Annotated in this window: 26 protein-coding genes; 14 read left to right on the top strand and 12 right to left on the bottom strand. The window is 41.5% G+C overall.

From position 1 onward, the window contains the following. Nucleotide 1: 1 nt before the first annotated feature. Nucleotides 2–550: a dihydrofolate reductase family protein gene (locus ACL8WY_RS16065; protein ID WP_436515773.1), complete on the top strand. Its 549-nt coding sequence runs from the start codon at nt 2–4 to the stop codon at nt 548–550. Nucleotides 551–956: 406 nt separating this feature from the next. Here ACL8WY_RS16065 and ACL8WY_RS16060 read toward each other — a convergent pair whose 3' ends face one another. Next, the gene (locus ACL8WY_RS16060; RefSeq protein ID WP_436515772.1) at nt 957–1418 is read right to left on the bottom strand and encodes a hypothetical protein; all 462 of its coding nucleotides are present in this window, start codon (nt 1416–1418) and stop codon (nt 957–959) included. A gap of 145 nt (nt 1419–1563) precedes the next feature. On the opposite strand from ACL8WY_RS16060, the gene ACL8WY_RS16055 reads away from it, so the two are divergent. The 3 genes from ACL8WY_RS16055 (at nt 1564) to ACL8WY_RS16045 (ending at nt 4324) form a co-directional block, all read left to right on the top strand. After that, on the top strand, nt 1564–2241 hold the full coding sequence (locus tag ACL8WY_RS16055; RefSeq protein ID WP_436515771.1) for a CPBP family intramembrane glutamic endopeptidase: 678 nt from the start codon (nt 1564–1566) through the stop codon (nt 2239–2241). 63 nt (nt 2242–2304) lie between these two features. Beyond that, nucleotides 2305–3381: a DNA polymerase IV gene (gene dinB / locus ACL8WY_RS16050; RefSeq protein ID WP_436515770.1), complete on the top strand. Its 1077-nt coding sequence runs from the start codon at nt 2305–2307 to the stop codon at nt 3379–3381. 46 nt (nt 3382–3427) lie between these two features. Continuing rightward, on the top strand, nt 3428–4324 hold the full coding sequence (locus tag ACL8WY_RS16045) for a hypothetical protein (RefSeq protein WP_436515769.1): 897 nt from the start codon (nt 3428–3430) through the stop codon (nt 4322–4324). 11 nt (nt 4325–4335) lie between these two features. Here ACL8WY_RS16045 and ACL8WY_RS16040 read toward each other — a convergent pair whose 3' ends face one another. From ACL8WY_RS16040 to ACL8WY_RS16005, 8 genes are all read right to left on the bottom strand, one after another. After that, nucleotides 4336–5565: a caspase family protein gene (locus ACL8WY_RS16040; RefSeq protein ID WP_436515768.1), complete on the bottom strand. Its 1230-nt coding sequence runs from the start codon at nt 5563–5565 to the stop codon at nt 4336–4338. Nucleotides 5566–5650: 85 nt separating this feature from the next. Next, nucleotides 5651–6694 carry a saccharopine dehydrogenase family protein gene (locus tag ACL8WY_RS16035; protein WP_436515767.1) on the bottom strand — a complete coding sequence of 348 codons (1044 nt, stop codon included), beginning with the start codon at nt 6692–6694 and terminating at the stop codon, nt 5651–5653. Nucleotides 6695–6697: 3 nt separating this feature from the next. Continuing rightward, complete coding sequence (locus ACL8WY_RS16030) at nt 6698–7939, bottom strand: DEAD/DEAH box helicase (protein WP_436515766.1); 1242 nt, start codon at nt 7937–7939, stop codon at nt 6698–6700. Nucleotides 7940–8045: 106 nt separating this feature from the next. After that, nucleotides 8046–8756 (bottom strand): cell division ATP-binding protein FtsE, encoded by a 711-nt coding sequence (locus tag ACL8WY_RS16025; RefSeq protein ID WP_436515765.1) that lies wholly within the window; start codon nt 8754–8756, stop codon nt 8046–8048. 6 nt (nt 8757–8762) lie between these two features. After that, on the bottom strand, nt 8763–8966 hold the full coding sequence (locus tag ACL8WY_RS16020; RefSeq protein ID WP_436518070.1) for a fructose-6-phosphate aldolase: 204 nt from the start codon (nt 8964–8966) through the stop codon (nt 8763–8765). Between the two features lie 51 nt (nt 8967–9017). Continuing rightward, the gene (fsa, locus tag ACL8WY_RS16015; protein ID WP_436515764.1) at nt 9018–9674 is read right to left on the bottom strand and encodes a fructose-6-phosphate aldolase; all 657 of its coding nucleotides are present in this window, start codon (nt 9672–9674) and stop codon (nt 9018–9020) included. 178 nt (nt 9675–9852) lie between these two features. Further along, nucleotides 9853–10002 carry a hypothetical protein gene (locus ACL8WY_RS16010; protein ID WP_436515763.1) on the bottom strand — a complete coding sequence of 50 codons (150 nt, stop codon included), beginning with the start codon at nt 10000–10002 and terminating at the stop codon, nt 9853–9855. A 67-nt stretch (nt 10003–10069) separates the two neighbouring features. After that, a complete protein-coding gene (locus tag ACL8WY_RS16005; RefSeq protein ID WP_436515762.1) occupies nt 10070–10711 on the bottom strand; it encodes an NUDIX hydrolase in 642 nt (213 codons plus the stop codon). A gap of 74 nt (nt 10712–10785) precedes the next feature. Here ACL8WY_RS16005 and ACL8WY_RS16000 point away from each other — a divergent pair, with 74 nt between their 5' ends. Further along, nucleotides 10786–11499 (top strand): hypothetical protein, encoded by a 714-nt coding sequence (locus tag ACL8WY_RS16000; RefSeq protein WP_436515761.1) that lies wholly within the window; start codon nt 10786–10788, stop codon nt 11497–11499. Here the strand turns inward: ACL8WY_RS16000 and ACL8WY_RS15995 are convergent. The 3 genes from ACL8WY_RS15995 to ACL8WY_RS15985 all read right to left on the bottom strand — a co-directional run bounded on the left by ACL8WY_RS15995 (nt 11484) and on the right by ACL8WY_RS15985 (nt 13934). After that, nucleotides 11484–12503, bottom strand: coding sequence for a tetratricopeptide repeat protein (locus ACL8WY_RS15995; protein WP_436515760.1), 1020 nt, complete (start codon nt 12501–12503; stop codon nt 11484–11486). The two genes, ACL8WY_RS16000 and ACL8WY_RS15995, sit on opposite strands and share 16 nt — an antisense overlap. Before the next feature lie 63 nt (nt 12504–12566). Then, nucleotides 12567–13313, bottom strand: coding sequence for a head GIN domain-containing protein (locus ACL8WY_RS15990; RefSeq protein WP_436515759.1), 747 nt, complete (start codon nt 13311–13313; stop codon nt 12567–12569). An 84-nt stretch (nt 13314–13397) separates the two neighbouring features. Then, on the bottom strand, nt 13398–13934 hold the full coding sequence (locus ACL8WY_RS15985; protein ID WP_436515758.1) for a thioredoxin family protein: 537 nt from the start codon (nt 13932–13934) through the stop codon (nt 13398–13400). 52 nt (nt 13935–13986) lie between these two features. Between ACL8WY_RS15985 and ACL8WY_RS15980 the strand changes: the two genes are divergently transcribed. The 9 genes from ACL8WY_RS15980 to ACL8WY_RS15940 all read left to right on the top strand — a co-directional run bounded on the left by ACL8WY_RS15980 (nt 13987) and on the right by ACL8WY_RS15940 (nt 25252). Then, on the top strand, nt 13987–14496 hold the full coding sequence (locus ACL8WY_RS15980; protein ID WP_436515757.1) for a metallophosphoesterase family protein: 510 nt from the start codon (nt 13987–13989) through the stop codon (nt 14494–14496). Nucleotides 14497–14604: 108 nt separating this feature from the next. Then, the gene (ppk2, locus tag ACL8WY_RS15975; RefSeq protein WP_436515756.1) at nt 14605–15483 is read left to right on the top strand and encodes a polyphosphate kinase 2; all 879 of its coding nucleotides are present in this window, start codon (nt 14605–14607) and stop codon (nt 15481–15483) included. Between the two features lie 22 nt (nt 15484–15505). Continuing rightward, nucleotides 15506–15925: a CBS domain-containing protein gene (locus ACL8WY_RS15970; RefSeq protein WP_436515755.1), complete on the top strand. Its 420-nt coding sequence runs from the start codon at nt 15506–15508 to the stop codon at nt 15923–15925. 178 nt (nt 15926–16103) lie between these two features. Further along, entirely contained in the window at nt 16104–16436 is a 333-nt protein-coding gene (locus ACL8WY_RS15965) for a PadR family transcriptional regulator (protein WP_436518069.1), read from the top strand. Continuing rightward, nucleotides 16433–19045: an ABC transporter permease gene (locus tag ACL8WY_RS15960; RefSeq protein WP_436515754.1), complete on the top strand. Its 2613-nt coding sequence runs from the start codon at nt 16433–16435 to the stop codon at nt 19043–19045. The genes ACL8WY_RS15965 and ACL8WY_RS15960 overlap by 4 nt, the downstream gene beginning before the upstream one ends. Nucleotides 19046–19115: 70 nt before the next feature. Then, on the top strand, nt 19116–19448 hold the full coding sequence (locus tag ACL8WY_RS15955; protein ID WP_436515753.1) for a PadR family transcriptional regulator: 333 nt from the start codon (nt 19116–19118) through the stop codon (nt 19446–19448). Continuing rightward, a complete protein-coding gene (locus tag ACL8WY_RS15950; protein WP_436515752.1) occupies nt 19445–22036 on the top strand; it encodes an ABC transporter permease in 2592 nt (863 codons plus the stop codon). Before ACL8WY_RS15955 ends, ACL8WY_RS15950 begins: the two co-directional genes overlap by 4 nt. Before the next feature lie 98 nt (nt 22037–22134). Continuing rightward, nucleotides 22135–24771 carry a M14 family metallopeptidase gene (locus ACL8WY_RS15945; protein ID WP_436515751.1) on the top strand — a complete coding sequence of 879 codons (2637 nt, stop codon included), beginning with the start codon at nt 22135–22137 and terminating at the stop codon, nt 24769–24771. A gap of 1 nt (nt 24772) precedes the next feature. Further along, on the top strand, nt 24773–25252 hold the full coding sequence (locus ACL8WY_RS15940) for a GNAT family N-acetyltransferase (protein ID WP_436515750.1): 480 nt from the start codon (nt 24773–24775) through the stop codon (nt 25250–25252).

Here is a 25252-nt window from a genome sequence, read left to right as displayed (position 1 = left end):
CATGGATAAGAAAAACAGCGTATACATAGCTACCAGCCTGGACGGGCGCATCGCCGATCGGAATGATGGGATTGCCTGGCTCGATTCTATTCAGATTCCTGAGGGTGAGGACATGGGCTACTACGCCTTTACCAATGACATTGATGCAATGGTGATGGGACGAAACACTTTCGAAACCGTGCTGGGATTTGATGTAGAGTGGCCATATCAGAAACCGGTCTATGTGCTGAGCAACAGCTTAAAAGAAATCCCGGAAAGCCACAAGGGTAAAGCTTTTCTAGTCAGCGGAACTTTGCAAGAAGTACTTGAGGAAATTCATGCACAAGGACATACTCGGCTTTACATTGATGGCGGAAGTACCATTCAGAGCTTTCTTAAGGAAGATTTAATCGACGAGATGATCATTACCGCTTTCCCTATAGTCTTGGGTGGTGGGCCTTCCCTATTTGGCGAGTTCCCCATCGAGCTACAGTTTGAGCTTGTTGAATCCAAAGTCTACTTTGGGCAGCTGGTGCAGAATCATTATGCGAGGAAGAGGGGAAATGGATAATCAAAAGTGATTCTTCTGTTTTCCCCGTGGATTTAGCTGCCGCAAAAGTGATTCTTCTATTTTCACCGCGGATTTAGTTGCCGCAAAAGTGATTCTTCTGATTTCACCGTGGATTTAGCTGTCGCAAAAGTGATTCTTCTGTTTTCACCGTGGATTTAGTTGCCGCAAAAGTGATTCTTCTGATTTCACCGTGGATTTAGTTGCCGCCAAAGTGGTTCTTCTATTTTCACCATGGATTTAGCTGCCGCAAAACTGATTCTTCTATTTCTACAGAAAATTTAGCTGCCGCAAAAGTGGTTCTTCTATTTTCACCGTGGATTTAGTTGCCGCAAAAGTGAGGAAGCTATTTTACGAATTAGTGATAAAAAACCAGGTTCGGCCGAAACCAAACCTGGTAACCTGAACCTTACTCTTTTTCTTTTTCGATATCGATATCCTTCATGGCCTCTTTTATTGACTTTTGGATCTCATCGAAATCAACATCTACATCGGTTCCGTAATCCGCGTAGTTGATATACTCTGCGTAATTTCCAAAGTCAGCATAGTTTCCAAAGTCAGAGAACATCTTGATCATGTCCATATTGAGCTCCACTCCCAATTCAGTGAGATCAACCAGCACTGCTTCATTGGCCAATGAGGACAGCTCCGCGAGCTCCGACAATTCGGAAAGTGCAGCGAGCTCAGCCAAACTGGAAAGCTCAGCAAGGTTTGACAATTCAGAAAGCTGAGACAACTCAGACAATTGAGAAAGTTGCGATACGCTTTCCACTTTCTTCAAGCCCTTGGTTTTGGATGCTTTGTCAGTGTCTTGGGCAAACCCGGATAGGGAGATGCCTGCTACGAGGAGTAAGATTGTGATTTTTTTCATTTTGAGTTCATTAGTTTTCATAAAATACTAGTCGGTTTAGGAAAGGTTACATGACGATATGAATAACTATAATATTTGTAACTAATGATAATAAATCAGCATCTATCAAGACTAACTACCGAGTTTAGACCTAATCAAACGACAATTGAAAAAATCCCCCAATCAAATAAGCCCGCTGGCAGCACTTCTAGATCTAGTTCTTTTTATCGGTTTAATGTTCTTTGTCCGAACCATCTACTTTGAAAGTCTTGGATTTTGGGGCAACGCCGTTTTTAAAACAACAGCTACTGTGGGTTTAGCAACCCTCCTGCTCTACTTTAGGAAACAATCATGGAAAGATCTCGGCTTAACCAAGCCCGAAAGCTATAAACCCCTGATAATTATTGTGGCTGTTACGCTTGTCACCACTGTTATCACCATGATACTCTTCCAGATTTTTGTTGCTGATATGTTTTCAGCCGCTGAGCAGACAGCAGCGGGTTCAGCAGTGAGCACTGCCGAGCGATCCATTGCCAGCATTCTTTCAATTATTCTCTTTATCTGGATAGAATCCTTTCTGGAAGAACTTCAAGACAGAGGGTTTTCTCTCAATCGCTTTGAATCGCTGTTTTCTAAAGTACCATTTTCAACAATATTGGCTGTATTGTTTCAGGCGGGAATCTTCGGATTCCGCCATTCATATGATCTATCCGAACGATCATTAACAACAGGCCTGATTGGTTTGGTCTTTGGTATCGCCTATGTAGTTACTGGGAGAAACCTTTGGCCTCTGATTATTGCGCATGTAATTCTCAATACCCTATCCATGATAGATAATTTTTAATATCGGCAGTGGTCTTTGTGACACAGGGTTGTCACTGGATGTTATTTCTTTGCCAGGTATATCATGGACCATCGCAAGATCATACATATTGACATGGATGCCTTTTATGCATCCGTAGAGCAGCTGGATAATCCTGAGCTGAGAGGAAAGCCTGTGGCTGTCGGTGGCAATTCTCAACGTGGGGTGGTTGCCGCTGCAAGCTACGAAGCTCGCAAGTTTGGGGTGAAGTCTGCCATGCCATCAGCGAAAGCCGCTAAGCAATGTCCACACTTGGTATTCGTGCCACCTCGCTTTTCTCGCTACAAAGAATTGTCCAGTCAGATACGCGAGGTGTTTTTCGAATATACGGATTTGGTAGAGCCACTATCACTGGATGAGGCTTATCTGGATGTCACACAAAACAAGATCGGATTGAACTCGGCAACCTTGATTGCACAAGAGATTAAGGAAAAAATCAAGGAGAGAACCGGACTTATTGCGTCTGCCGGAATCTCTTACAATAAGTTTCTGGCCAAGACGGCCTCCGATATGGATAAACCCGATGGACTTTACGTCATCTTACCTGATGATGCCGAAGGTTTTGTTGCGTCGTTGCCTGTTCATCGGTTTCATGGAATCGGAAAAGTGACCGCTGAGAAAATGGTCAAGGCAGGCATTTTTACTGGGAAAGACCTAAAAAAGAAAAGCCTGGAAGACCTCAAACTTCGTTATGGAAAGTCGGGACAGTATTACTACAATATTTCCAGAGGTATTGATACGCGAAGCGTACAGCCGGTACGGGAAACAAAATCGGTGAGTGCGGAACGAACCTTTGAAGACAACCTCTATGAGATGGCCGATATCATGGAAGAGATTGATCGCATCGCTCACATTTCCTATGACCGATACCACAGAAGCAAAGCATCGGATGGTCATACGATGACACTGAAGCTAAAATATGCCGATTTCCGACAAATCACCCGAAGCAAAACTTTGGAACAAGCAATAAATGACGAGGCACAGTATGTCACCATTGCGAAACAACTCATGGCAGACGATCTACTGGATGAGCAAGGCGTACGGTTGATTGGAGTGGGTATATCTAATTTCAGAAAAGATGAGGAGCCCGAGCAGCCAAGTCAGCTTACTTTAGAGTTTTAGGCTGATTAGAACATTGCCAGGTATCATACGTATGATCTCTGAAAAGATGAAGCAATGCTTACCCATTCTCATTCTTCTTTTTGCGTGCCAGCAAAATCAAGAAACACCTACACAAGCCAAAGTTCTTCTTCCTGAAGTTGTCTCATCTCCCCTTCCTGAATTTTCAACCTCTGTGAATGTGGATGGAACCGAGATTTTCTTTAATCGGACGAATGAAAATCGCTCAGCCATGCAAATTCTCGTGACGACCAAGAGTGGAGATAATTGGTCTGACCCTGTATCTCTTCCTTTTTCAGAAGGTAAATACATCGATGTTGATCCATTTTTGACTCATGATAATAACCGGCTTTATTTCAGCTCCAATAGGCCATTAGCCGATTCGTTGGAAGCTGGAGAATTTAACACCTGGTATATTGACCGATTGAATAATTCGTGGAGTGATCCAATCTTGTCTTCACGACCCTTAAACTCAGATTCAACTGAAATCTTCATATCTATGACAAAAAATGGAAACGCTTATTTTGTTTCTGAGAGAGACTCTGGAAGATATATTATGAAAAGCACTTTCAGAAATGGATTCTATGAGGAAGCCGAACCAGTTATATTAAAGTATCAAAGTAAGCCCATCTATGCCAGCAATCCATGCATCGCATCAGATGAAAGTTTTCTCATTGTGGCCGTGCGTGTAGAGCCATCCATTCCTCCGGATCTATTTGTAAGTTGGAACATGGAAAGCGGTTGGTCGGAGTTGCACAATCTAGGTGATCTGGTAAATACGCCTGAGTATGCTGAGTTTGCACCAGGATTAAGTAAAGATGATCAAACACTATTTTTTACTTCTGAAAGACCAGGAATGGCTGCACCAGTTGAGGAAGGAATTAGACCTCCCGGAGATATCTATTCTATTGATTTAAGTTCTGTGTTTGAAAACTTAGAAAAGTAGCCTTTTGTATTTTAATTGCTTCTTTTCAGAAAAACAAAATCACCCCCTTCATCCCCGGCCTGAGAAATAGGACCGTATTGTGGTACTTGTCCATTGGGGCTGTTGTTGATCACAGCAGTCTTGAAATGTCGGAACAGCTGATCCGCTGAAAGTAACGGCGCCTGATTGTTTACCAGATTCTTAAGTAAATACTCGATGAAGACGCTTTCATCCGGAACTGTCTTCAATGTGCCACTGGTCATTGCTTTCCTGCTTGGCAGCTTATATACTTCCAGTATCGCGCGACTATTACCAAAAACTGCTCGTTCTTTCAGAATGCCACCACTGAAGCAGGCATCCGATATTAGCAACGTATGTTTTGACTTAATCCCTCCTACATAGTCCCTAAGCGTGCTATTTGATAGCCAGTAAGATTTAGAGTCAAGAGAAGCGTCGCTCGGCAACCAATACCCTTGATTCAATTGTTCATTCCAAATACCATGGCCAGCATAGAAAATAAGTAAGTTGTCCTTCTCAGTCACCACGCCAGTTAATCGATCAAGTGCCGTAATAATATCTTCCCTTCGAGGGTTTTCCAGGACGGTCACATTTTCCTGATCAAATGAGTAGTGGTATGTCAGGACACCGGCCAGCTGCTCCGCATCGTTGATGGGATTATCCAGATCTTGTATTTCATCGTCCAGGTAATCATTTATACCGATGATCAATGCATAATATTTTCTCTTGCCCAGTTCATTTATAAGCGCCTTGCCTACTGCGTCTTTTTCTGCTACAGAATGGATGGGAGTGGCTTCCGATTGAGCTATTGCTGACGTGTTACTTATTGGTTTTTCTTTAAACAGAGTGATATTACCTGAAACGATAGGTGCACAAGTGTTGAGCTTTAAATCACCTTTCCATCTTCCGGTTAGGGTTTCCTGGTCATTATTTAGTTGGTAGGTCAGCTCATTTTTGGCCATGCAGGCCATTCCGGTGCGGTAGATTATTTCTTCACCCTCAAGTATGATTTTTCCTTTCTTGATCGTTCCGGAAATTCTGGCTTTAATGGAATCTTTTTTTGCAAGATTTTTCACATAGATAAATCCAGTGATTTGACTGCCCTTTTGGGTCAAGTCATATTTAAGCTGATTATGTTCTTTGAGAAAAGTGGATGTTCCCAACCAGGTACCTGAGATATCTACGGTTTGTGCATAGGTGAATGAACAGAGCGTAACTAATAGGGTGATAAGTGTGCGTCTCATGCTATTAAGTTACGATTTTCCTTTGTGAAGGGTCTGCAGTTTCGATTAGGCCTGCAATCAAAGTAGATCAAAGAAGTGTTTTGGTCTACAAATAGAAACAGCCGTCGATTTCCAAAATCAGGCCTTCGCCATATGCGGAAGCAGGCGTTTGAAATCCCGGCTTCAAGTCTTCTGCAAAGATCTTTTGAGCGATCCGTACCGATGACATTGCCGTTAATGTATAACCATTAGGTGTTTTAAGCCGCGCTTCTATTTTGCCATTGTCATCACTAGCTTCACCCCATAGATACATGCAGGACGCATCCCTTTTTTCTTCTTTCGGACCATCGGGTCGCTTATCCATTTGACGGATCAGGAAGTTTTTGATCATTCTCGATTTAAGCATAAAAGACATACGAAGTGTCTTCTTCACTTTACTTATTTGCTGCTCGTCTGTACCGGAAAATACCTCGATGTTGGGGATCCCTGTGCTGTGAAATGCCGTAGATACATCTCCCCACGAAATACCCATTGAGATCTGAGAGAAGTCACCGTAATCTATTTCACGGATTGATTTACCCATCGGGATTCCTTCATATTCACCATTCGTCCTTCTTATCTGAGGATCGCCTAAGTTTTCAATCATCGTCTTGGCTGTTCCTCTGGATAACTTCCCTCCTTTACTTACAAACGCGAGTTTGAGGTCGGTTGCTGTTGGCAGCTTCGTGTGCAGGTGTTTTGCCAGACAATCTGATGGGACCACATCGAATCCTGCACCAGGCATCAGCATGAGATTCTTTTCCTTTGCCTGAAGGTCATACTCCTTCACCAGATCAAAAACCTGATATTCTCCAGTTATGTCCAGGTAGTGAGTATTTGTTGCGAGGCAAGCCTCCACCATTTCTTTAGCAGTATGAATGAATGGACCTCCACAATGGATGACAACATCTCCTCTTTTCAGCCAATTTTCCAGTTTTTCCTTTTCGGAAACTTCGAACACATCATATTCCAGATCGTGCTTATTCGCAAATTTCATTGCTTTTTCCGCGCTCCTCCCGGCGATAATTGGCTTTATGCCAACTTTAAGGCATTCGTTTACAATCAATCGGCCTGTGTATCCATAAGCACCATAAATAAGGAGGTTGTTCATAGGTTAGTTGTGTTTTGGCTTCTTCTTTCTTCTAAAGTCTTTGTGCTTGGATTTTGGACGCGATTGGTTAAAGTTCTTCTTTTTTGGGGATGGAGGCAAATCTCCTGGCTTTTCTGTTGGTTCAAATCCTTCAATTACTTCCTTCGGTATTTTTGTGTCGATTAATTTCTCAATACTTCTTAAGTACTCTACCTCATCCAAACTCACCAAAGACAAGGCAATCCCACTGGCTCCTGCTCTACCCGTCCTTCCAATTCTATGCACATAATCTTCCGCCACATTAGGTAATTCAAAATTGATCACGTGTGGCAGTAAAGGTATATCCAAACCCCGTGCCGCAATGTCAGTCGCTACTAAAACTCTTACATTTCCTTTCTTAAATCCGTCAAGAGCTTTAGTTCTGGCTCCTTGACTTTTGTTACCATGAATTGCAGCTGCACTTATATCAGCTTTGACCATCTTTTCAGCCAAACGGTTGGCACCATGCTTGGTACGTGTGAAAACTAATACTTGCTGCCACCTGCCGCCAGCGATCAAATCAAGTATCAGCTCGGTCTTACGTGACTTGTCCACACGATGCACCAGCTGATTAATTTTCTCTACGGTTGTATTTTCAGGGGTTGCCTCAACATACTTTGGATTTCGCATGAATGCGTTCGCGAGTCGCTTTATTTCTTTGGAGAATGTAGCTGAGAAAAGTAGGTTCTGTCTTCTGGGTGGAAGCAGGTTTAAAATCTTGTTTATGTCTCGCTGAAAACCCATGTCCAACATTCGGTCAGCCTCATCGAGCACGAGGATTTCTACCTTGTGTAGCGAAAGCGCATGTTGATTGTGAAGATCCAATAGTCTTCCAGGCGTGGCTATCAAAATATCCACACCATTTTTCAGTGCAGCGATCTGCGGATTAGCCTTCACTCCACCAAAGATCACAGCGGATCGGATATCAAGGTAAGCCGAATATGCACGGACATTGTCATATATCTGCGCCGCTAACTCTCTAGTTGGCGTAAGTATGAGCGCTCTTACCGGTTTTTTTCGAAAAGTCTCACCGTTGGAAAGCAGCTGAAGCATTGGAAGCGTAAATCCTGCAGTTTTTCCTGTGCCGGTTTGCGCTGAGGCCAATACATCGTTCTTTTCTAAAATAACGGGAATTACCTTGGATTGAATGGGAGATGGTTCTGAGTAACCTTTTTTGCTGATTGCTCTCAGCAAGGGTTCGGACAAACCCAATGAATTAAATGTCATAAAAATGCGTTGACGAAACGATCATTTGGTAACGATCCTTTCTAATGAATGGCAAAGGTACGTCTAAAAAAATAGCTGGCATCAAACAGTGAAGTGGCGGACTGAACTAGTACCAACCACTCAACTCAAATTTCTCTTTTGATGAGTCGAGTATTCGGCCTTTTTCACATTTCAAAACGCGATGTGGAAACTTCTCGATGAACTTATGGTTGTGTGTAGCCATCAGAACCGCTGTACCGCTGTTGTTGATTTCTTCAAACAGTTTCAAAATACCGTCGCTTACGTCAGGATCAAGATTACCGGTAGGCTCATCCGCAAATAAGATTTGTGGTTCGTTTATCATCGCTCGCGCAATCACGACTCGTTGTTGTTCGCCACCTGAGAGTTGATGTGGCATCTTAGCCGATATTGCTCCAAGCCCGACTCTCATCAAGACCTCAGCAATTCGATTTTTCATCTTGGCCGGTTCTTTCCATCCGGTTGCTTTCATTACAAAGGTCAGATTTTCCGCAACAGATCGATCATAAAAGAGCTCAAAGTCCTGAAAAATGATTCCAATTTTTCTCCTTAGAAACGGCACGTCTCTGGACTTAAGGCTGCTTACGGGAAATCCAACTACTTCTGCATGTCCCAGTCTTAATGGCAGGTCCGCATAAAGTGTTTTCAGTAGCGAAGATTTTCCACTACCCGTACGTCCGATGAGGTACACGAATTCACCTTTATCTATGGTGAAATCCAATTCGCTTAATACCGTGTGATCCTCTTGAAAAACAGAGGCATTAGAAATTCGAACGATTGGCTCTTCAGAAAAAGACATTATTGTTTATAAATCTAACTTTTGAAGCTTGCCATACGGCAAGCTTTGAATCAGGTTTTTTAATTCCTCATCCTTACCTTCAAGCCCAAATTTATCCATACGCTTTAGTGGCCTGTCAGTTCTAAAGTAGGCAACTAAAACAAAATCCTGATCACGGATTTGGATGTAATCAGGAATTTTGGCTTTTCCTTTAACCTTGATGATGTACATTTCTTCTAAATTAATAAAATCTAACGCTTCCATCATCAACTACGGACTATCTTATTTGTTTGATTTTTGGTAATCTGCAAGGAATTTCTCCAGACCTGAGTCAGTTAACGGATGCTTAAGCAATCCGGTTATGACGCTAAGCGGACATGTAGCTACATCAGCACCTATTTCTGCACATTGAATGAGGTGCATGTTGTGTCGAATTGAAGCAGCTAATACTTCAGTTTCAAATCCATAATTGTCAAAGATTCCAACAATTTGCTCGATTAGTGCTAGTCCGTCCATTGAGATATCATCAAGTCTTCCGATGAAGGGTGACACATAACTTGCTCCTGCCTTGGCCGCCAGCATTGCCTGACCTGCATTGAAGATCAAGGTACAGTTGGTACGAATACCTTCAGCAGTTAAAGCTGAGATTGCCTTAACTCCATCCTTGATCATTGGAATTTTCACTACGATCTTATCATCAATCTTAGCAAGTTCTTTTCCTTCCGAAACCATCTTGTCGTACTCAGTAGCGATTACTTCAGCGCTGACATTATCGTCTACTATGTTGCATATGTCTTTGTAATGCTTCAAGATATTCGCCTCACCGGTAATACCTTCTTTGGCCATCAGTGAAGGGTTGGTGGTTACACCGTCGAGTACGCCCAAATCCTGAGCCTCTCTTATTTCGTCAAGGTTTGCTGTGTCAATGAAAAATTTCATTATTAGGAAGTTAAAGTGATGAATCTTAGAATAAAAAATGGCAAACGAAGCATCGCACCGCTACGACCGCCTACCCTTGCTACCGTCAGGTCCTGGGGGATTCAGCAGGAGCTGGTCGTACCCGTTTGCCGCTGCAAAATTAGTAAATAGATTAGAAGGATGTAAGGATTATTTTAGATTAGTATTCTTCCAAGGGACGGTAATATAAATCATCGTCTCTGAGAGGCTCAGATTCGTCTTTTGATTCAAAAAAATAATGTTCATCCGGCTCTATCCGATCATCAAAATCGGAATGATGATCATCAAATTCTTCTTCGTAATTTTCCATGACCCAAATGTACAATACCCATTGAATGTGTGTGGAAACAGAATATTATCCTTTAATGATCGAATGATTAGCTTCTATCAAACTCTTTTAGGATTTCGACCATTTCGCTTAACATCATTGCGGTAGCTCCCCAGACAGTGCGTCCTTCAAGATCAAAATATGGACATTGCATTTTGAAGCCATTTCGCACTGTGATTTCTTTTTCCTTCAATCGCCCCGGATCTGCAAGGTGACTGATTGGTGGAGTCACCACATCGTGTACCTCGCGGGGCTCAGGTATAAATTTTGGCTTGAAGTCAATCTTACCAATCACAGGTAAAACCATGTAATTACTAGCTGATACAAAAAACTCTGACAAGCTCCCTATTATCTCAACTTTCGTTTGATCCACCCCTATTTCTTCATTGCTCTCTCGAAGTGCCGTTCTGTACTGGTCTCTATCTTCCTCCTCATACCTGCCTCCCGGTAGTGCCATTTGGCCACTATGGATCCCTTCATAGTTGGGTCTTTGAATCAGTGGAAAGCGAACAATCCCTTCATCTTCATACAATAGAATAAGTACACCGCCTTTTCTTGGAGGGGTGGAATGTTTAAGTTTCAGAGGAGCTCCATCCGCCAAAGTGGGCTTCATTTTTTGGTGTGCTGCATGTCCGGGCATGGGTAACCGCACGCGCTTCTCCAAGAATCTGGTCAATTCATCGAAATTCATTTCAATGCAAATTAAGCATGACTATTTCATTTCCCTTTTATAATTATATTGAACTGTCATCGCTAATCACCTAAATGGAAGATATCCCAAATTATGTAGCAGCTACCTTTATTGCTATCGTTGTGGCAGTACTAGGGTTTCTATATTACGCAATTAGCACTGCAACGACGAGCAAGAAAAGCATTACTCCTTCGCTGGTTATTACTTTACTTGTTGGATGGATATTTTTTGTTAGCGTTCAAACCTTCAACGGATATTTCACTAATCTTTCCGGTTTCCCCAGACTACCACTCACAGTAAGTGTCACCCTAATCGCGATTGTCTTTCTATTTGTTTGGCCAAGGACAAGGGCTATTCTAAAAAATATACCCATAACCACCTTGCATTATATACACATTGTGCGGGTTCCGGTGGAGATGGTTTTATGGTGGTTGGCAGTTTCACGGGCGATACCTATGGATATGACATTCGAGGGAAGCAATCTGGATATTATATCAGGCATTTCAGCTCCTTTTGCAGCGGTATTTATGGTTGGCGCCAGAAGTAAGAGTAGGATTGGAGCAATTATTTGGAATGTGATAGCACTAGCACTTTTGATCAACATTGTGCAAATGGCTGTTAGCTACATGCCATACTTTTATACACCGACCAGCGCACAAGCAGCCAATCTCGGAGTGTTTTACTTCCCCTATGTTTTACTTCCTACTTTCATCGTACCGGTTATTTTGTTCAGCCATCTGGTATCGATCTACCAGCTGGTGTTCAAGAAAGATCAATCACAATTTTGAACCAGCATTTGCTTGCTGCCAAGTTCATTTAGCTCAGCTCCTTTTAACCATGCCTGGCAAGCCGCTTCGGCGTCTCCAAGCGTTTTATGAACATTCCCAAGGTAGAAGTACAACTCATCAATGAATTCATTGGATTGAATGGCTCGATCGAAGAGTCCCAGAGCGCCTTCATAATCTTCGATTTTTGTTAGATAGATACCCTTATTCCTATAGGCCCATCCATTTTTGGGATTTAAAACGATACTTCTATTGATATCTTCTATTGCAGAAGATAGGCTGTCCATTTGCAGGTAGATGAAACCTCTGTTGTTTAGAAAATACGGTTCACCAGGCACAATATCCAGCGCACGATTTATTTCTGCCAGGGAGGCCTGATAATTTCCTTTTTTCATTTCTATCAAACTCAGCAAGCTATAGGCATTGGCATCTTCACTGCTCAGCTCCAGTGCATCGTTTACGAAACTTTCTGCTGTTTTATAATCCTCAAGAAAGTAGTAGATGGTTGCTTTATTGATTATCGTTTCGGGATTGAGTGGATTAAGACTGTCGGCCAGATTGAAGCTCGTGAGTGCTTCATTGTAATTTCTCATTTTTGTTTCTACCAGGCCTTGATAGAAATGAACAAAAGCTGAGTCTGGTTTTAGCGTTTGAATGTGATTTATGTCTTTTAGTGCATTCTTAAATTGACCAATTTCTTCATACGCATAGGCTCTGTTAAAAAGAGCGTCCAAATATTCCGGATCAATCTGAATGGCCTTATTGTAGTCCAGAATAGCCTCATAAGGATGATCGGATTCTATTCTAGCAACTCCACGATTGTTCAATGCTGCAGCATAGTTGGGTGTTTCTTTCAGTGCCTGATTGTAAAATTCGATGGATTGTTGGAAATATCCATCGGCTAAGGCATTATTGCCTAATTGGAAAAATCGCTGAGTACGCTCTTCGGATGACTCGCAACTAAATAAACTGATGGATAAAATGGTCAGGAATAAAAGTCTTCTCATGAAATAGAAATAAAAAAGGCCTGCACAAAAGTATGCAGGCCTTTTATTGTATGTGCTAATATCTTAAGATTTCCTTACGGATCCTCCACTGCTTGAGCTAGCATCTAAATATTTTGGGCTTCCCTTGTATCTCACAGATCCACCGCTACTTGCTCGGGCGTCCAGCTTTGAGGTGACATTTACTTTCACAGAGCCGCCGCTACTCGCAGTAGCTTCCACCTCTTCGCTTTGCAGGTCGTATGAATCATAATCACCGGAACTGCTCGCTTCTATGTCTTGCTTTCTTGCGCTTCCTTCCACTTCAATTTCTCCGGCGCTAGATACATCTGCCTCTATTTCGTTCGCTTCTACTTTGAGTCGAGCGTCACCTGCACTTGAAGCATCAATAGTTATTTCATCTGCATTTTCAATACTTGCATCGATATCTCCTGCACTGCTTACGTCTACATCAAAGTCTCCACCATTTGCATCAATGGATCCATCAGATGTGAGCGAAGACGCTGAGGAAGATGAAATACCCTTGATAGATTTATAAGTCACATAGACTTTTACATCAATATTTCGATGATTATTGCCTTCCAGATGAATTTTTAGTCTACCTGAGCTAACCTCTGTTAGAACTTCATCCAGGTCATGGCTATCGGAAATAATCCTTGCTTCCTCCTTACTTCCTTCTTTGATATATACATCTATGCCCTCATGAGCAGATATTTCAGAAAATGAGCTTAAGCTTCTAGTCTCTTCATCCTGAGCAAAAGTTGCTCCAGCGACAAGGATTCCAATTAGTGTTATGATAAATGATTTTTTCATGTCTTCTAAATTTTAAGAGTTAGGGTTGAGCTTTTGCTCGGTCTACAGTTCTATAGATTTAGAAAAAACAGAAAGGTTGCAATATCAAAGTGCAGATTTGTGATTTTTTTTAAAATCCTCCCACTTGGTCGTTTTGTAATGACCTCCACCAATGAATGTGAGTATTGGCTCCATCTGATCGGGCTTAAGGTAGCCGGATATCGGTTGGATGATTCTTAATTCCTCATCCATAAAGACGGTCATTGGATAGCCGCTTAGGTTATTTCCTGTCACGGCATAAGCAATAGAGTGTGTCCCTTTTCTGCCCGCTTCAGGTATAAATTCAAATGTATGTCCATTAAACTCGACCGGCTCTTTTTGCTCAGCGTTGAATTTAATGGCGTAGAAATTTTCATTAATGTAAGTAGCAATGGTGGCATTCCCATAGGTATTCTTGTCCATCACTTTGCACCATCCGCACCAATCTGTGTAAAGATCAATTAGGAGTTTCTTTGGTTCTTTTTCATAAAGCTCCATTGCTTCCTCAAAGGTTAACCATCGAACCTCATTTGCTTTCGGTAAATCAAATGAAGTCAGTCCTAACAGTATTACAGAAACAAATAAATATTTTAGCGCTCGCATGACTATAAAACGGATTTATACCCCGATTTAGTTTCATTACAAAGATACGCAAATGAAGATCGGTCTCCTATCTGACACCCACGGTTATTTAGATCCTAAGATATTCGAGTACTTCAAGGAGGTCGATGAGATCTGGCATGCAGGTGATATCGGAACCATGGAAGTACTCGAGGAATTAAAGAAATTCAAGCCTACGATTGCGGTTTGGGGAAACATCGACGGAGGTAAACTCCGACAAGAATGTAAGGAAGGCGAAATCTTTGAAAGAGAAGGTGTTCGTGTACTAATTACACACATTGCAGCAAAACCACCAAAGTATAACAAGAAGGTACTTTCCTATGTCAAGCAGTACCAGCCCAAGATCTTAGTGTGCGGACACTCGCACATCCTGAAAGTGATGCCAGATAAAGTAAACCATCTACTTTTCATGAATCCCGGTGCGGCAGGTAAACATGGATTTCACAAGATAAAAACATTGTTACGGTTTGATTTGGCCAATGGCGAGATCAAAAATCTTGAAGTGGTGGAGATGGGTCCGAGAGCTAGTATCTCTCCTGAATAAAATTATTTCTAGATACTTGATTTTAATCAAAGTCAAGGTTGACGTTTATCCTTTATTGCATCTATTGCCATACATACCTTGGCCTCAATTAATTAAATGATTGGTACGATGGCTGAGAAAAATAGTGAAACTGTAGAAAAGCTTGACCTTACGGCTGAAGACCTGCAAAGGATCAATTCTGCACAGGGAATCAAAAGGATTTTAAAGGAAAAAAACCACGACATTGAAAAGCTAATGTTCTCGCTTAACTATGAGCATGAACTAAAGCAACTCCAAATTGAATTGGTTAAGCTTCAGCGAGACGTCCACATGAATAACCGACGATTGGCTATCATTTTTGAAGGTAGAGATGCCGCTGGCAAAGGGGGCAATATTCGAAGATTTATTGAACACCTTAATCCTCGAGCCATGCGTGTTGTTGCCTTGAGCAAGCCAACAGAAGTTGAGAAAGGCCAATGGTATTTTCAACGATATGTCAACACACTACCGAATCCTGGTGAGATCACCTTTTATGATAGAAGCTGGTACAACCGAGCTGTTGTAGAACCTGTAATGGGTTTCTGCACAGAGGACGAGTACCGGACTTTCCTACTCCAGGTTCCTGAATTTGAGCATATGCTTTATGAGGATGGAGTAGAAATTATCAAGTTTTGGCTTTCAATATCCAAAACAGAGCAGAAGAGTAGGTTTGACTCGCGTAAAGGAGATCCACTGAAACAGTGGAAGCTAAGTCCAATTGACGAAAAGGCACAAGAACATTGGGATGACTATACCAAGTATAAAAAAGAAATGTTTTCACGTACTCACATGTCTTACAGCCCATGGATAATAATTGAGGCGAATAATAAGAAAAGAGCAAGACTTGAGACCATAAGGTATGTACTGAATCATCTGAATTATGAAGGGAAGGATCAAGCTAATATTTCTCTGGATCCAGATCCGGAAGTAGCCAGCAGATTTCATCGTTCCGCAGCATCTAGTGATTAACCCGATTTAACTATATATAATTATGAAAAAGAGAGAAAAAGTAGAGAACGTCATGACTAAGGACGTTCAAACCGTAAATATTACCAATTCTTTAAAAGAGGCTAACGAACTCTTTAATAAATATCACATCCGGCACATTCCTGTTGTGTCAGGAGATAAATTGATAGGGATTTTGAGCCAAACGGATATACTGCGTATCAGTTTTGGAAATACCTTCGGTGAAGATCAGACAGGTTCAGATGAAGCCATATTCGACATGCTTTCAATCAATCAGGTTATGAAACATAGCCCTGAAACCTTGAATCCGAATGATACTATTAAAGATGCAGCAGAAGTTTTTGCCAAGCGTGAGTTCCATGCTTTGCCAGTAGTTGAAAATGATAAGCTTGTGGGGATTATAACCACAACCGACATCATTAATTATTTCATCGAGCAATTCTGATTTTTCAAAAACATTATCTATTTAGCGAATGTGACGGCCAGCCTGGTTGTCACATTTTTTTTTGACCAATGTGCAACCTTCACATTTCATTTACATCTATAAAAGAAATGAAAGTGTAATCTTGGCTTTATTTGATTTACATTTATGAATTAAATAAAGCACAAAAGGAGATATGAAGATTAAGTCTTATCAACTGGGAGAACTTGAAGAACTCGTGCTCATGATTGTAGCCATTCTAAACGAAGAAGCTTACGGCGTTCGCGTCATGGACGAAATCCATGATCAAATAGGAAGAAAAGTCAATATCAGTGCAGTACATACAGTTTTGGATCGACTTGAGAAAAAAGGATTTGTGTCCTCCTACATGGGTGGTGCCAGTGCCGAACGTGGCGGCCGCAGAAAACGGCTATTTCGCGTGACAGCAGAAGGATCTAAAGCCATCACCTATGTACATGAAACACGAAATCAGCTCTACAAGCAAATCCCAAAAACGATTTTAGGTTTTACATGAAGAAGAATTCACCACCAAAATGGGCATTAACGTTCCTTCAATTTTTCTACAAGGAAAGATATCGTGAACAAATTGAGGGAGATCTATACGAGCTCTTCATACGGGGTGGTTCTACTCGCAAAGCAAAGTTCCGCTTTGGATGGAATACCCTCCGATTCTTCAGATTAAGATATTTAAAAGGAATAGATGATTTTGAACAATTAACCACTCTTGCTATGATCAAAAATTATTTAAAGGTTGCCATAAGAACCCTATTAAAACAAAAAAGCTACACAGCTATAAACATTTCAGGATTAGCGGTCGCAATCGCATCAGCCTTGCTGATTTCGATGTACATCTTTCACGAAAAAAGCTATGACAATTTTTATCCAGAGGTAGATCGAATGTATCGAGTAGCCAACGGCGATAATGGCCGCTGGACACCAACGCTTCTGGCGCAAACTATCCAGGCCGAAATTCCTCAAGTACAAGCGGCGACCAAAGTGAATGGACTAGCAGAGTCATTTTTAGAGGTTGGCGATCAGGGCATTCTACAGGATGGCGGACTATGGGTAGATCAAAACTTTCTTGGCGTCTTTGATATCAAACTCCTTCAAGGCAGTAGTTCTTATGCCTTGACCGAACCCGATCATGTAATCTTAACTGAGACATTAGCAGATAAGTATTTCATTGACGAGGAGCCGATGAACCAAGTCATTACCATTGACGGAGATCAATTTAAGGTAGTAGGTATTGTGTCAGATCCTCCCAAAAATACCCATATCCCCTACTCATACATTGTAGCCAATCATGTTGACCCAGATGGAACCTATTACTGGAGTGGCAATAACACCTTTACCTATTTAAAGCTTAAGGAAACAGCCAGGCAAGGAGATGTTAGCATCCTGCTAGCAGACCTTTATGAGGAAAAAGTTGGGCCTGACTACATCGAATACACTGGACATGAAACATTTGAAGCCCTGAAAAAGGAATATCCAAATAGAAACTTTGCTTTCACCTTGTTCCCGATTTTAGATATTCATCTCAAAAAGCCGAATTTCAGTCTGGGCACACAAGGCGATGAAGAGAGCATATTGATTTTCAGCCTCATCGCTGTGTTCATCCTCATCATTGCATGCATCAATTATATCAACCTTTCAACTGCCCGGTCTTCGGTACGTTCCAAGGAAGTTGGTATTCGAAAATCGCTTGGTTCGCAAAGGAAAAACATTATTTTACAGTTCTTAACCGAATCAATGCTTATCACATTGATTTCCCTGCTATTTGCTGCTGTACTTGCAACATTGTCTATCGATCTGTTCAATCAATTGACTCAAAGAGCTTTTGAAAGTGGCGACCTATTTACCCCAAACAGCGTCATTGTCCTAGCGGTACTTCTCCTGATTGTAGGTCCACTAGCTGGTGGATATCCAGCCTATGTGATGTCTCGCTTCAATCCCATTCAGGCTTTGAAAGGTGGAGTTGCAATGTCCGGCAAGCAGACACTGAGAAATGTGCTGGTCGCATTTCAGTTTGCAACTTCTGTGTTCTTGATTGCCATCACACTAGTAATCTATTTTCAGGTTGAATTTCTGAAATCACAAGATATCGGAATCAATATCAACAATACACTTGTCGTGAGTAACGGCATCCAGCTTGAAGAAAAGTATGATGTTTTAAAAAGTGAATTGGAGAGTAAACCATACATCTCCCACGTGAGTAAATCTAGTAATGTACCTTTCTATGGATTCCCGGATTACGGATACTCTGTTCCCAATGAAAGTGGAAGAGCCTTCAGTCCTAACAACGTTTTTATGGCTCCAGGTGCAGAAAAAATCTTTAACATGGAACTTGTAGATGGACGTTTTTTCAAAGCAAATTTTATCCCAGATACAGCAGGTATCATAGTAAATCAAGCGTTGGCGAAAGAGCTTGGATGGGAAGATCCTGTAGGCAGAAAACTAGAACGTGATGACAAGATCTACACGGTCATCGGAGTGGTAAAAGATTTCAACTACTCTTCATTAAAGCGAGACGTCAGTCCGCTCATCATTCGTCATGGATCACCCGGATATGAAATTGGCATCTATCATCAGTCCTATATCCTGATTAATTTCTCTAATGAGAATCTCAAGAAAGTCTTTGAAGATGTAGAACAAGAGTGGTCACAGTTGGCTGGTGGTTATCCGTTCGAGGCAAGATTCCTTGACGACACCTTTCAACGGCAGTTTGAAGCCGAAAAAAGGTTTGGGATGATATTTACTACATTTTCAGGAATGGCCATTTTCATAGCTATTCTTGGCTTGTTCGCGTTGACCACCTTTGTTTTACAAAAGCGCTATAAGGAAATCGCCGTAAGAAAAGTGATGGGCGCAACCATTTCATCTCTCATCAATATGATCATCAAGGATTTCACCAAGCTTGTTTTGGCTGGTAGTGTTTTTGGAATTGCCGCTGCATTTTACTGGCTCAATGATTGGCTCCAAGGCTATACCACTCGAATCGAACTTTCATGGTACCTATTGGCTCTTCCCGTGCTTATCATACTTGCGTTGACCTGGCTCGTCGTAAGTACAAAATCTTATCAAGCAGCTATCGCTAACCCTTCTAAAGCGCTAAAAGACGAGTAACTAAACCTAATTTATCAATTTTCGTATTTGTAGTAAATATATTTATTCTACATTTGCGAAAATTGATAAAATGAAGGGCACACATCTTGGTGAATTCGAAGAACTTGTACTGCTTATTATAGGCGTACTCTATCCTAATGCATATGGACTTGCGATTAAGCAAGAAATATCTAATCAGACGAAGCGATCTCCGGCGATTGGTGCAATACACTCCGCACTGAGCCGCTTGGAAGACAAAGGATTCCTCGAGTCACATCTGGCAGATGCCACGCATGAAAGAGGCGGCAGGAGAAAAAAATTGTATGAGATCACCGCTTCGGGCAAACAAGCAATCGAATACAATCGCTCACTTCGGAATACACTTTGGAATCAAATACCAGAGCTCGCCTGGAAGAAGCTATGAGCTCAAAAAAAACAAATTTCAGTCCTCCTAAATCGGCCGATAGATTCCTTGAATTTTTCTGTAAAGAGGAATGGGTTGAACCGTTAAAAGGAGATCTCTTTGAACAGTACCAGTTGGATAGAGCAGACAACAGCCGGCTAAAATCCAATTATCGATACTGGGTGAACACCATCAATTTCATACGACCTTTTGCCATAAAGAAAAATGCAGCCACAATCAATCACATCGCTATGCTAAGAAACATTCTGAAAACGTTTACCAGACAATTGATTCGGAAACCACTTCATCATTCGATCAATATTTTCGGACTCTCATTTGGTCTTATTGTGGTGTTCTTGACCATGCTCTGGATCAACTATCACCACAGCTTTGATCAATTTCACGCCAATAAAGATCAGATCTATAAAGTATTTACTAATAGCTATAGTAGCGGTGAGACTCAGACGGCCACTGGTGCTATCCTTGAAGTATCTCAGCAAGCCGAGGAAAGCGTTGCAGACATTGAACACATAACCAGAATCATCGCGAACTGGAGATGGCCATCTGAGCAATGTTTCAAAATTGATGAAGACAAACCGTGCATCTACAGTAAGGGCATTTTTGCAGACTCTTCATTTTTTAAAATGTTTGATTTTGAAATTATCAGCGGTCAATCAAACCCACTTATCAATCCTAAAAGTATTGCACTATCAGAGTCAGTAGCCAAGAAACTGTACGGAGATGTAAATCCTGTGGGGAAAGAATACCTGGTCGACAATCATTTTAAAGTGACGATATCAGCAATCTACAAAGATGTGCACCCTACCTCTTCGCTGCAGTTTGAGTTTATCGCACCATTAGAGCTTGCCTATTCCCTCTGGGGCCAAAAGGTGGAGAACATGAAGTCCTATTCATTTATCACCTATCTGAGTCTCAGAAACAATAATCATAAGGCCGTTGAAAACCAAATCAATTCATTGCCGATCGCCGATAAGTATGAAAACCTAAGCGTCATGCTTCATCCGCTCAATAAGGTTCATTTGTACAATAACTTTAAGAATGGAGAGGCTTCAGGTGGCCTGGTATCTTATGTAAGGATTATCGGCTTGTTCGCGATTTTCATTCTGACTATGTCCATGGTCAACTTCGTTAACCTGACCACAGCTCAGTCTTCTCTGCGAGGAAAGGAAATTGGTGTAAGGAAAGTCAACGGAGCAAGTAAAGCCTCACTTCATTTTCAATTTCTAATCGAGACATTGCTCAAAGTAGTAATTGCATCAGCAATAGCTATATTCTTCACCTATGCGCTATTGCCATACTTGAATCGACTCATTGACGAAGAAATTCAGTTCGTTCTAGATCGAACTTTTATCCTAAAACTGACAGCCATTATTGTGGTGACTACACTTCTGTCGGGTATCTATCCGGCACTGGTATTGTCCAGATTTAATCCGATAAGAGTGTTGAAAAATTTACCATTCAAAGGTGGAGAGAAAAAGAATATTCGGAGGTGGTTGACCATTACTCAGATTACTATTTCGGGGGTAATTATCCTACTCACCAGCGTCTTCTATTTGCAATTAGATTTCATGCAAAATCTAAGTACCGGATATGATCGAAAGGGAATACTCATAATGGAACCCACATTTAGCCATATCAGGGATTATGATGCGTTTATTCAAGAGCTAAAATCCAATCCATTGGTAAGCGAGGTTGGCGCATGCAATGCCAACATGATCAATGCGGATTATCTCACAGACCAGGTCTCATGGAGTGGCAAAGACCCAGATGAGAAAATTCAATTCAAGCCAATAGGTGCTGAAAACGGACTATTGAAGGTTTTTGAATTTGAAATGCTAGCAGGGTCTTACTTCAACTCGACCGATACTACCAATCAAATCATACTTACGGAAAGTGCTCTTCAACTTATGAATCTAAATGAACCGATTGGACACTCCATTGACATCTTTGGTGAAAAATGTAAAATCGTGGGTGTAATTAGTGATTTCAATAGTCAATCATTCCATGAATCGCTTTTTCCTACCATTATCTATCAGGTAAAACCTGAGAATACTGGCACGTTTTATATACGATATGACAATAATCAACCCGTCGAATCAATCGCACATATTGAAAAGGTTTACGATGATTTCGAACCATTTTTCAACATGAAGTCGAAGATATTAGATGAAGAGTATGCTCAACTTTATCAAGAAGAAAAAGTAATCAGCAGTCTATCCATTTTCGCAATGGTCATTGCAATTATCATTGCTGCAATTGGCATCCTCGGGTTATCCACTTTCAACACCATAAGAAGATATCGGGAGATTGGACTGAGGAAAATCTTTGGTGCCAGCGGAAATCAAATTATACAAACATTATCCAAAGAGTTTATCTGGATTGCTTTTGTAGCCAACTTAATTGCCTGGCCATTGAGCTTCTGGATCATGGATTACTGGTTGTCCGGATTTGCCTATCGAATAGAAGTTCCATATGGGATATTCCCGATAAACCTAATTCTTACGGCTGCTGTAATTCTTCTACTTGTAGCGATCCAGTCATTGAGAGTGATCAATGTCAACCCAACTGAAGTAATAAGGGATGAATAGGGACACCGCCTATCATTTTATTAGACTTCTCACATGGGATCATAAAATGTAAGTGTTTCGATCTTAGTATCTTCATCATCTTTCTAACCTAAAAGATCATGAAGAGAACCTTGACCCTACTCCTGCTATCAGGAGTTATTTCTATTGCTATTGCTCAGCCACAAGTTGTAGATAAAAATCGATTTGCCTTTGAGCCAGACTTACCAACCAACTCCTCCATCACTTCACCTGAAGATTACCTGGGATATGAGTTAGGCGAAAGTTTCACCGGATACGCGCACATTGTAGCCTACTATAAGCAACTAGCTGAAGAGTCTCCCAGAGTCATCTATAATGAGTACGGTAAAACCTACGAAGACCGACCCTTGATCAATCTGGTTATTTCATCAGAAGAAAACATCAATAATATTGGTAATCTTCAAAAGACACACCTTAAGCTGCTGAATGCAGCATCCGCAGAAGCTCAACCAATAATGGACAATGAGCCAGTATTTACTTCCTTCTCTTACAATATCCATGGAAATGAGGCCTCATCTTCGGAAGCAGCAATGCAAGTTGCCTACCGAATGGCTGCAGCAACAGATGATGAAACCATGGACGTTTTAAAAAACTCTGTTATCATCATGTATATCTGCATCAATCCTGACGGAAGAGATCGATATGTGTATTGGTACAAATCCATGAAACGCATCAAACGACCAGGTGTGGAGCCAAGAGATCTGGAACACTATGAAGGTTGGCCTGGCGGACGGACCAATCATTACTGGTTTGATCTCAATCGCGACTGGATCTGGGGTGTTCACCCGGAATCACGCGGACATACCGGTGAATACCAAAAATGGATGCCGCAGGTGCATGTTGATTACCATGAGCAAGGATATAACTCCAACTATTTTACCATGCCAGGCACAACTCCTCGAAATAAGCTGCTACCTGATTCTTACGAAGAGTGGTCTAAAGTATTCGGTGATGCCAATGTTGCACAGTTTGATAAACATCAAATCAACTATTTCACTCGAGATGCCTTTGACTTTTTCTATCCCGGATATGGCTCTAGTTGGCCAAGTGTGATGGGAGCCATTGGAATGCTTACCGAACAAGGTGGTCATTCGGCAGGAGGTAGAATCGTAGAAACCAATGACGGCTACCATCTCACACTCCGCCAGCGAGTTTTTGATCATTACACGACTTCTATTGCTACGATCAAAGCCTCCGCTGAAAATAAAAAGGCTTTGTTAAAGTATAGCTATGATGCATGGAGGCCTTCTAATAGCAAAACAAGCACCAAAGCATACTTTTTCTCAGATAAGGATATGTATGCCATTGAAGTTGTAAATGTGCTTAAACGAAATGGAGTAAAGGTTTACAAAGCAGATAACAACTTTCAGATTTCTAGCGCCAAGAATTACAGGACCGGTATTTCTGATAGAAAGACCCTCCCAAAAGGTACGTTCATTGTGCCGACCAATCAACCAAGAGCGCTATTTATCAATAGCATCATGGAGCGTAACATGTCTATCGAAGACTCAGTAATGTACGACATGGCAACCTGGTCTGCGCCTATAGCCTTCAATTTGGATGCATGGTCAACTGATGGATCCTTTAGCGCAGACATGACGGAGGTTAGTGAGTATTTATCTCCAGTTGGAGAAGTAGTCAATCCCAATGCCAGATATGCATACGTCATCGACTGGTCACAACGAGATGCTCCGAAAGCACTGGCCAAACTATGGGCAAAAAAATATAATGTACGTGCCGCAGAAGAGCCTTTCAGTGATGGAAATATGAGTTTCACTGCTGGCTCATTGATCGTCTTAAAAGGAAGAAATCGTGAAAAATCCGAGGCTATTGATGGAGACATGCAGTCCATTGCTAAAGAAGCCGGAGTGAAAATAGTTGGCTTTAATTCGGGAAGAATGGTCACAGGAATGGATCTAGCCAATTCCGGTAATCGTCCCATCAAGCAGCCGCGAATTGCTATGATGGTTGATCCTCCGTTTAGCTCGTACACTGGCGGACAAATCTACTTCCTGTTTGATTGGGTTACTGAACTTCCCATCGAACGTATCAGGACCACAGCTTTGGAGCAAACTTCACTACCGAAACAAGGTTTCCGTTTTGGAGGCGCTGACTTGAAAGACTATGATGTACTCATACTTCCAGGAGGAGGCAACGGCCTCAAAGGACTATTTGGCGAACAGCAACAGGAAGAAATCAAAGCCTGGATTCAAAATGGAGGAACGCTTGTAGCAACCGAAAGTGCGGCTGTTTTTTTCACGAAGGAAAATTCTAAAATCATCGAGGCTGAGATGAAGAAATTACCTAAGGATAGCAGCGATGCAAGAAGCTATCTGAAGTATGCGGATCGCGAAGATTACTTTGGTAAGCGAAGGGTTCCGGGCTCAGCCATGAACACTATCATTGACACTACAAATCCTCTAGCGTTTGGTCTAAAGAAAAACCTATACTCTTTGCGTTTTGGAAACGATGTTTTGATGCCATCCGACAAGTTTCAAACGGTTGGATACTATCATAAAGATTCTTCAAAGCTTTTGGTTGCAGGGTATGCCTCTGATGAAAACCTGAACCACATTGCAGGACAAGCATTTGCAGGAGTCGCTAACCTTGGACAAGGAAAAATTGTGTATCTCATAGACAACACGCAATATCGAATGTTTTGGCTAGGCCCATCGCGAATGATGCAAAACGCAGTGATGATCTTACCCGGCTTTTAGCATGAGCCTCGCTATTGAAAATATTGCCATCAAAAAGCTTGAAAAAGATGATCTCCAATTATTTATTGAGGTCATACAACTTTTTGTAGATGTTTTTGAAAGGGAAGATTTCTCAATGCCAGATTCAAATCACCTAGAAAAAGTATTACAGAATGATTCATTCTATGTGTTTTGCGTCATTTCAGATCGTAAAGTGATTGGAGGAATCACGATCTATGTTCAGGAGCAATATTATACCAGTAGGCCACTTGCCTACATATATGATCTTGCAATAGCCAACAATTATCAAAGACAGGGCATTGGTAAAAAGCTTCTATCACACATCAATCATTTCTGTAAGGAGAATGGATTCGAGGAAACCTATGTGCCAGCAGAAAAGGCGGATGATCATGCAGTCGATTTTTATCGATCAACAAAACCCACTTACGAGCAAGAAGTTATACACTTCTCATATCTCTTAAATAAAAAACCTAACCTATGA

This window comes from Ekhidna algicida (assembly GCF_051379705.1).
In the GTDB taxonomy this organism is placed as follows: domain Bacteria; phylum Bacteroidota; class Bacteroidia; order Cytophagales; family Cyclobacteriaceae; genus Ekhidna.
Note: the sequence above shows the minus strand (reverse complement) of the source record. Positions and strands in the feature narration are given on the sequence as shown.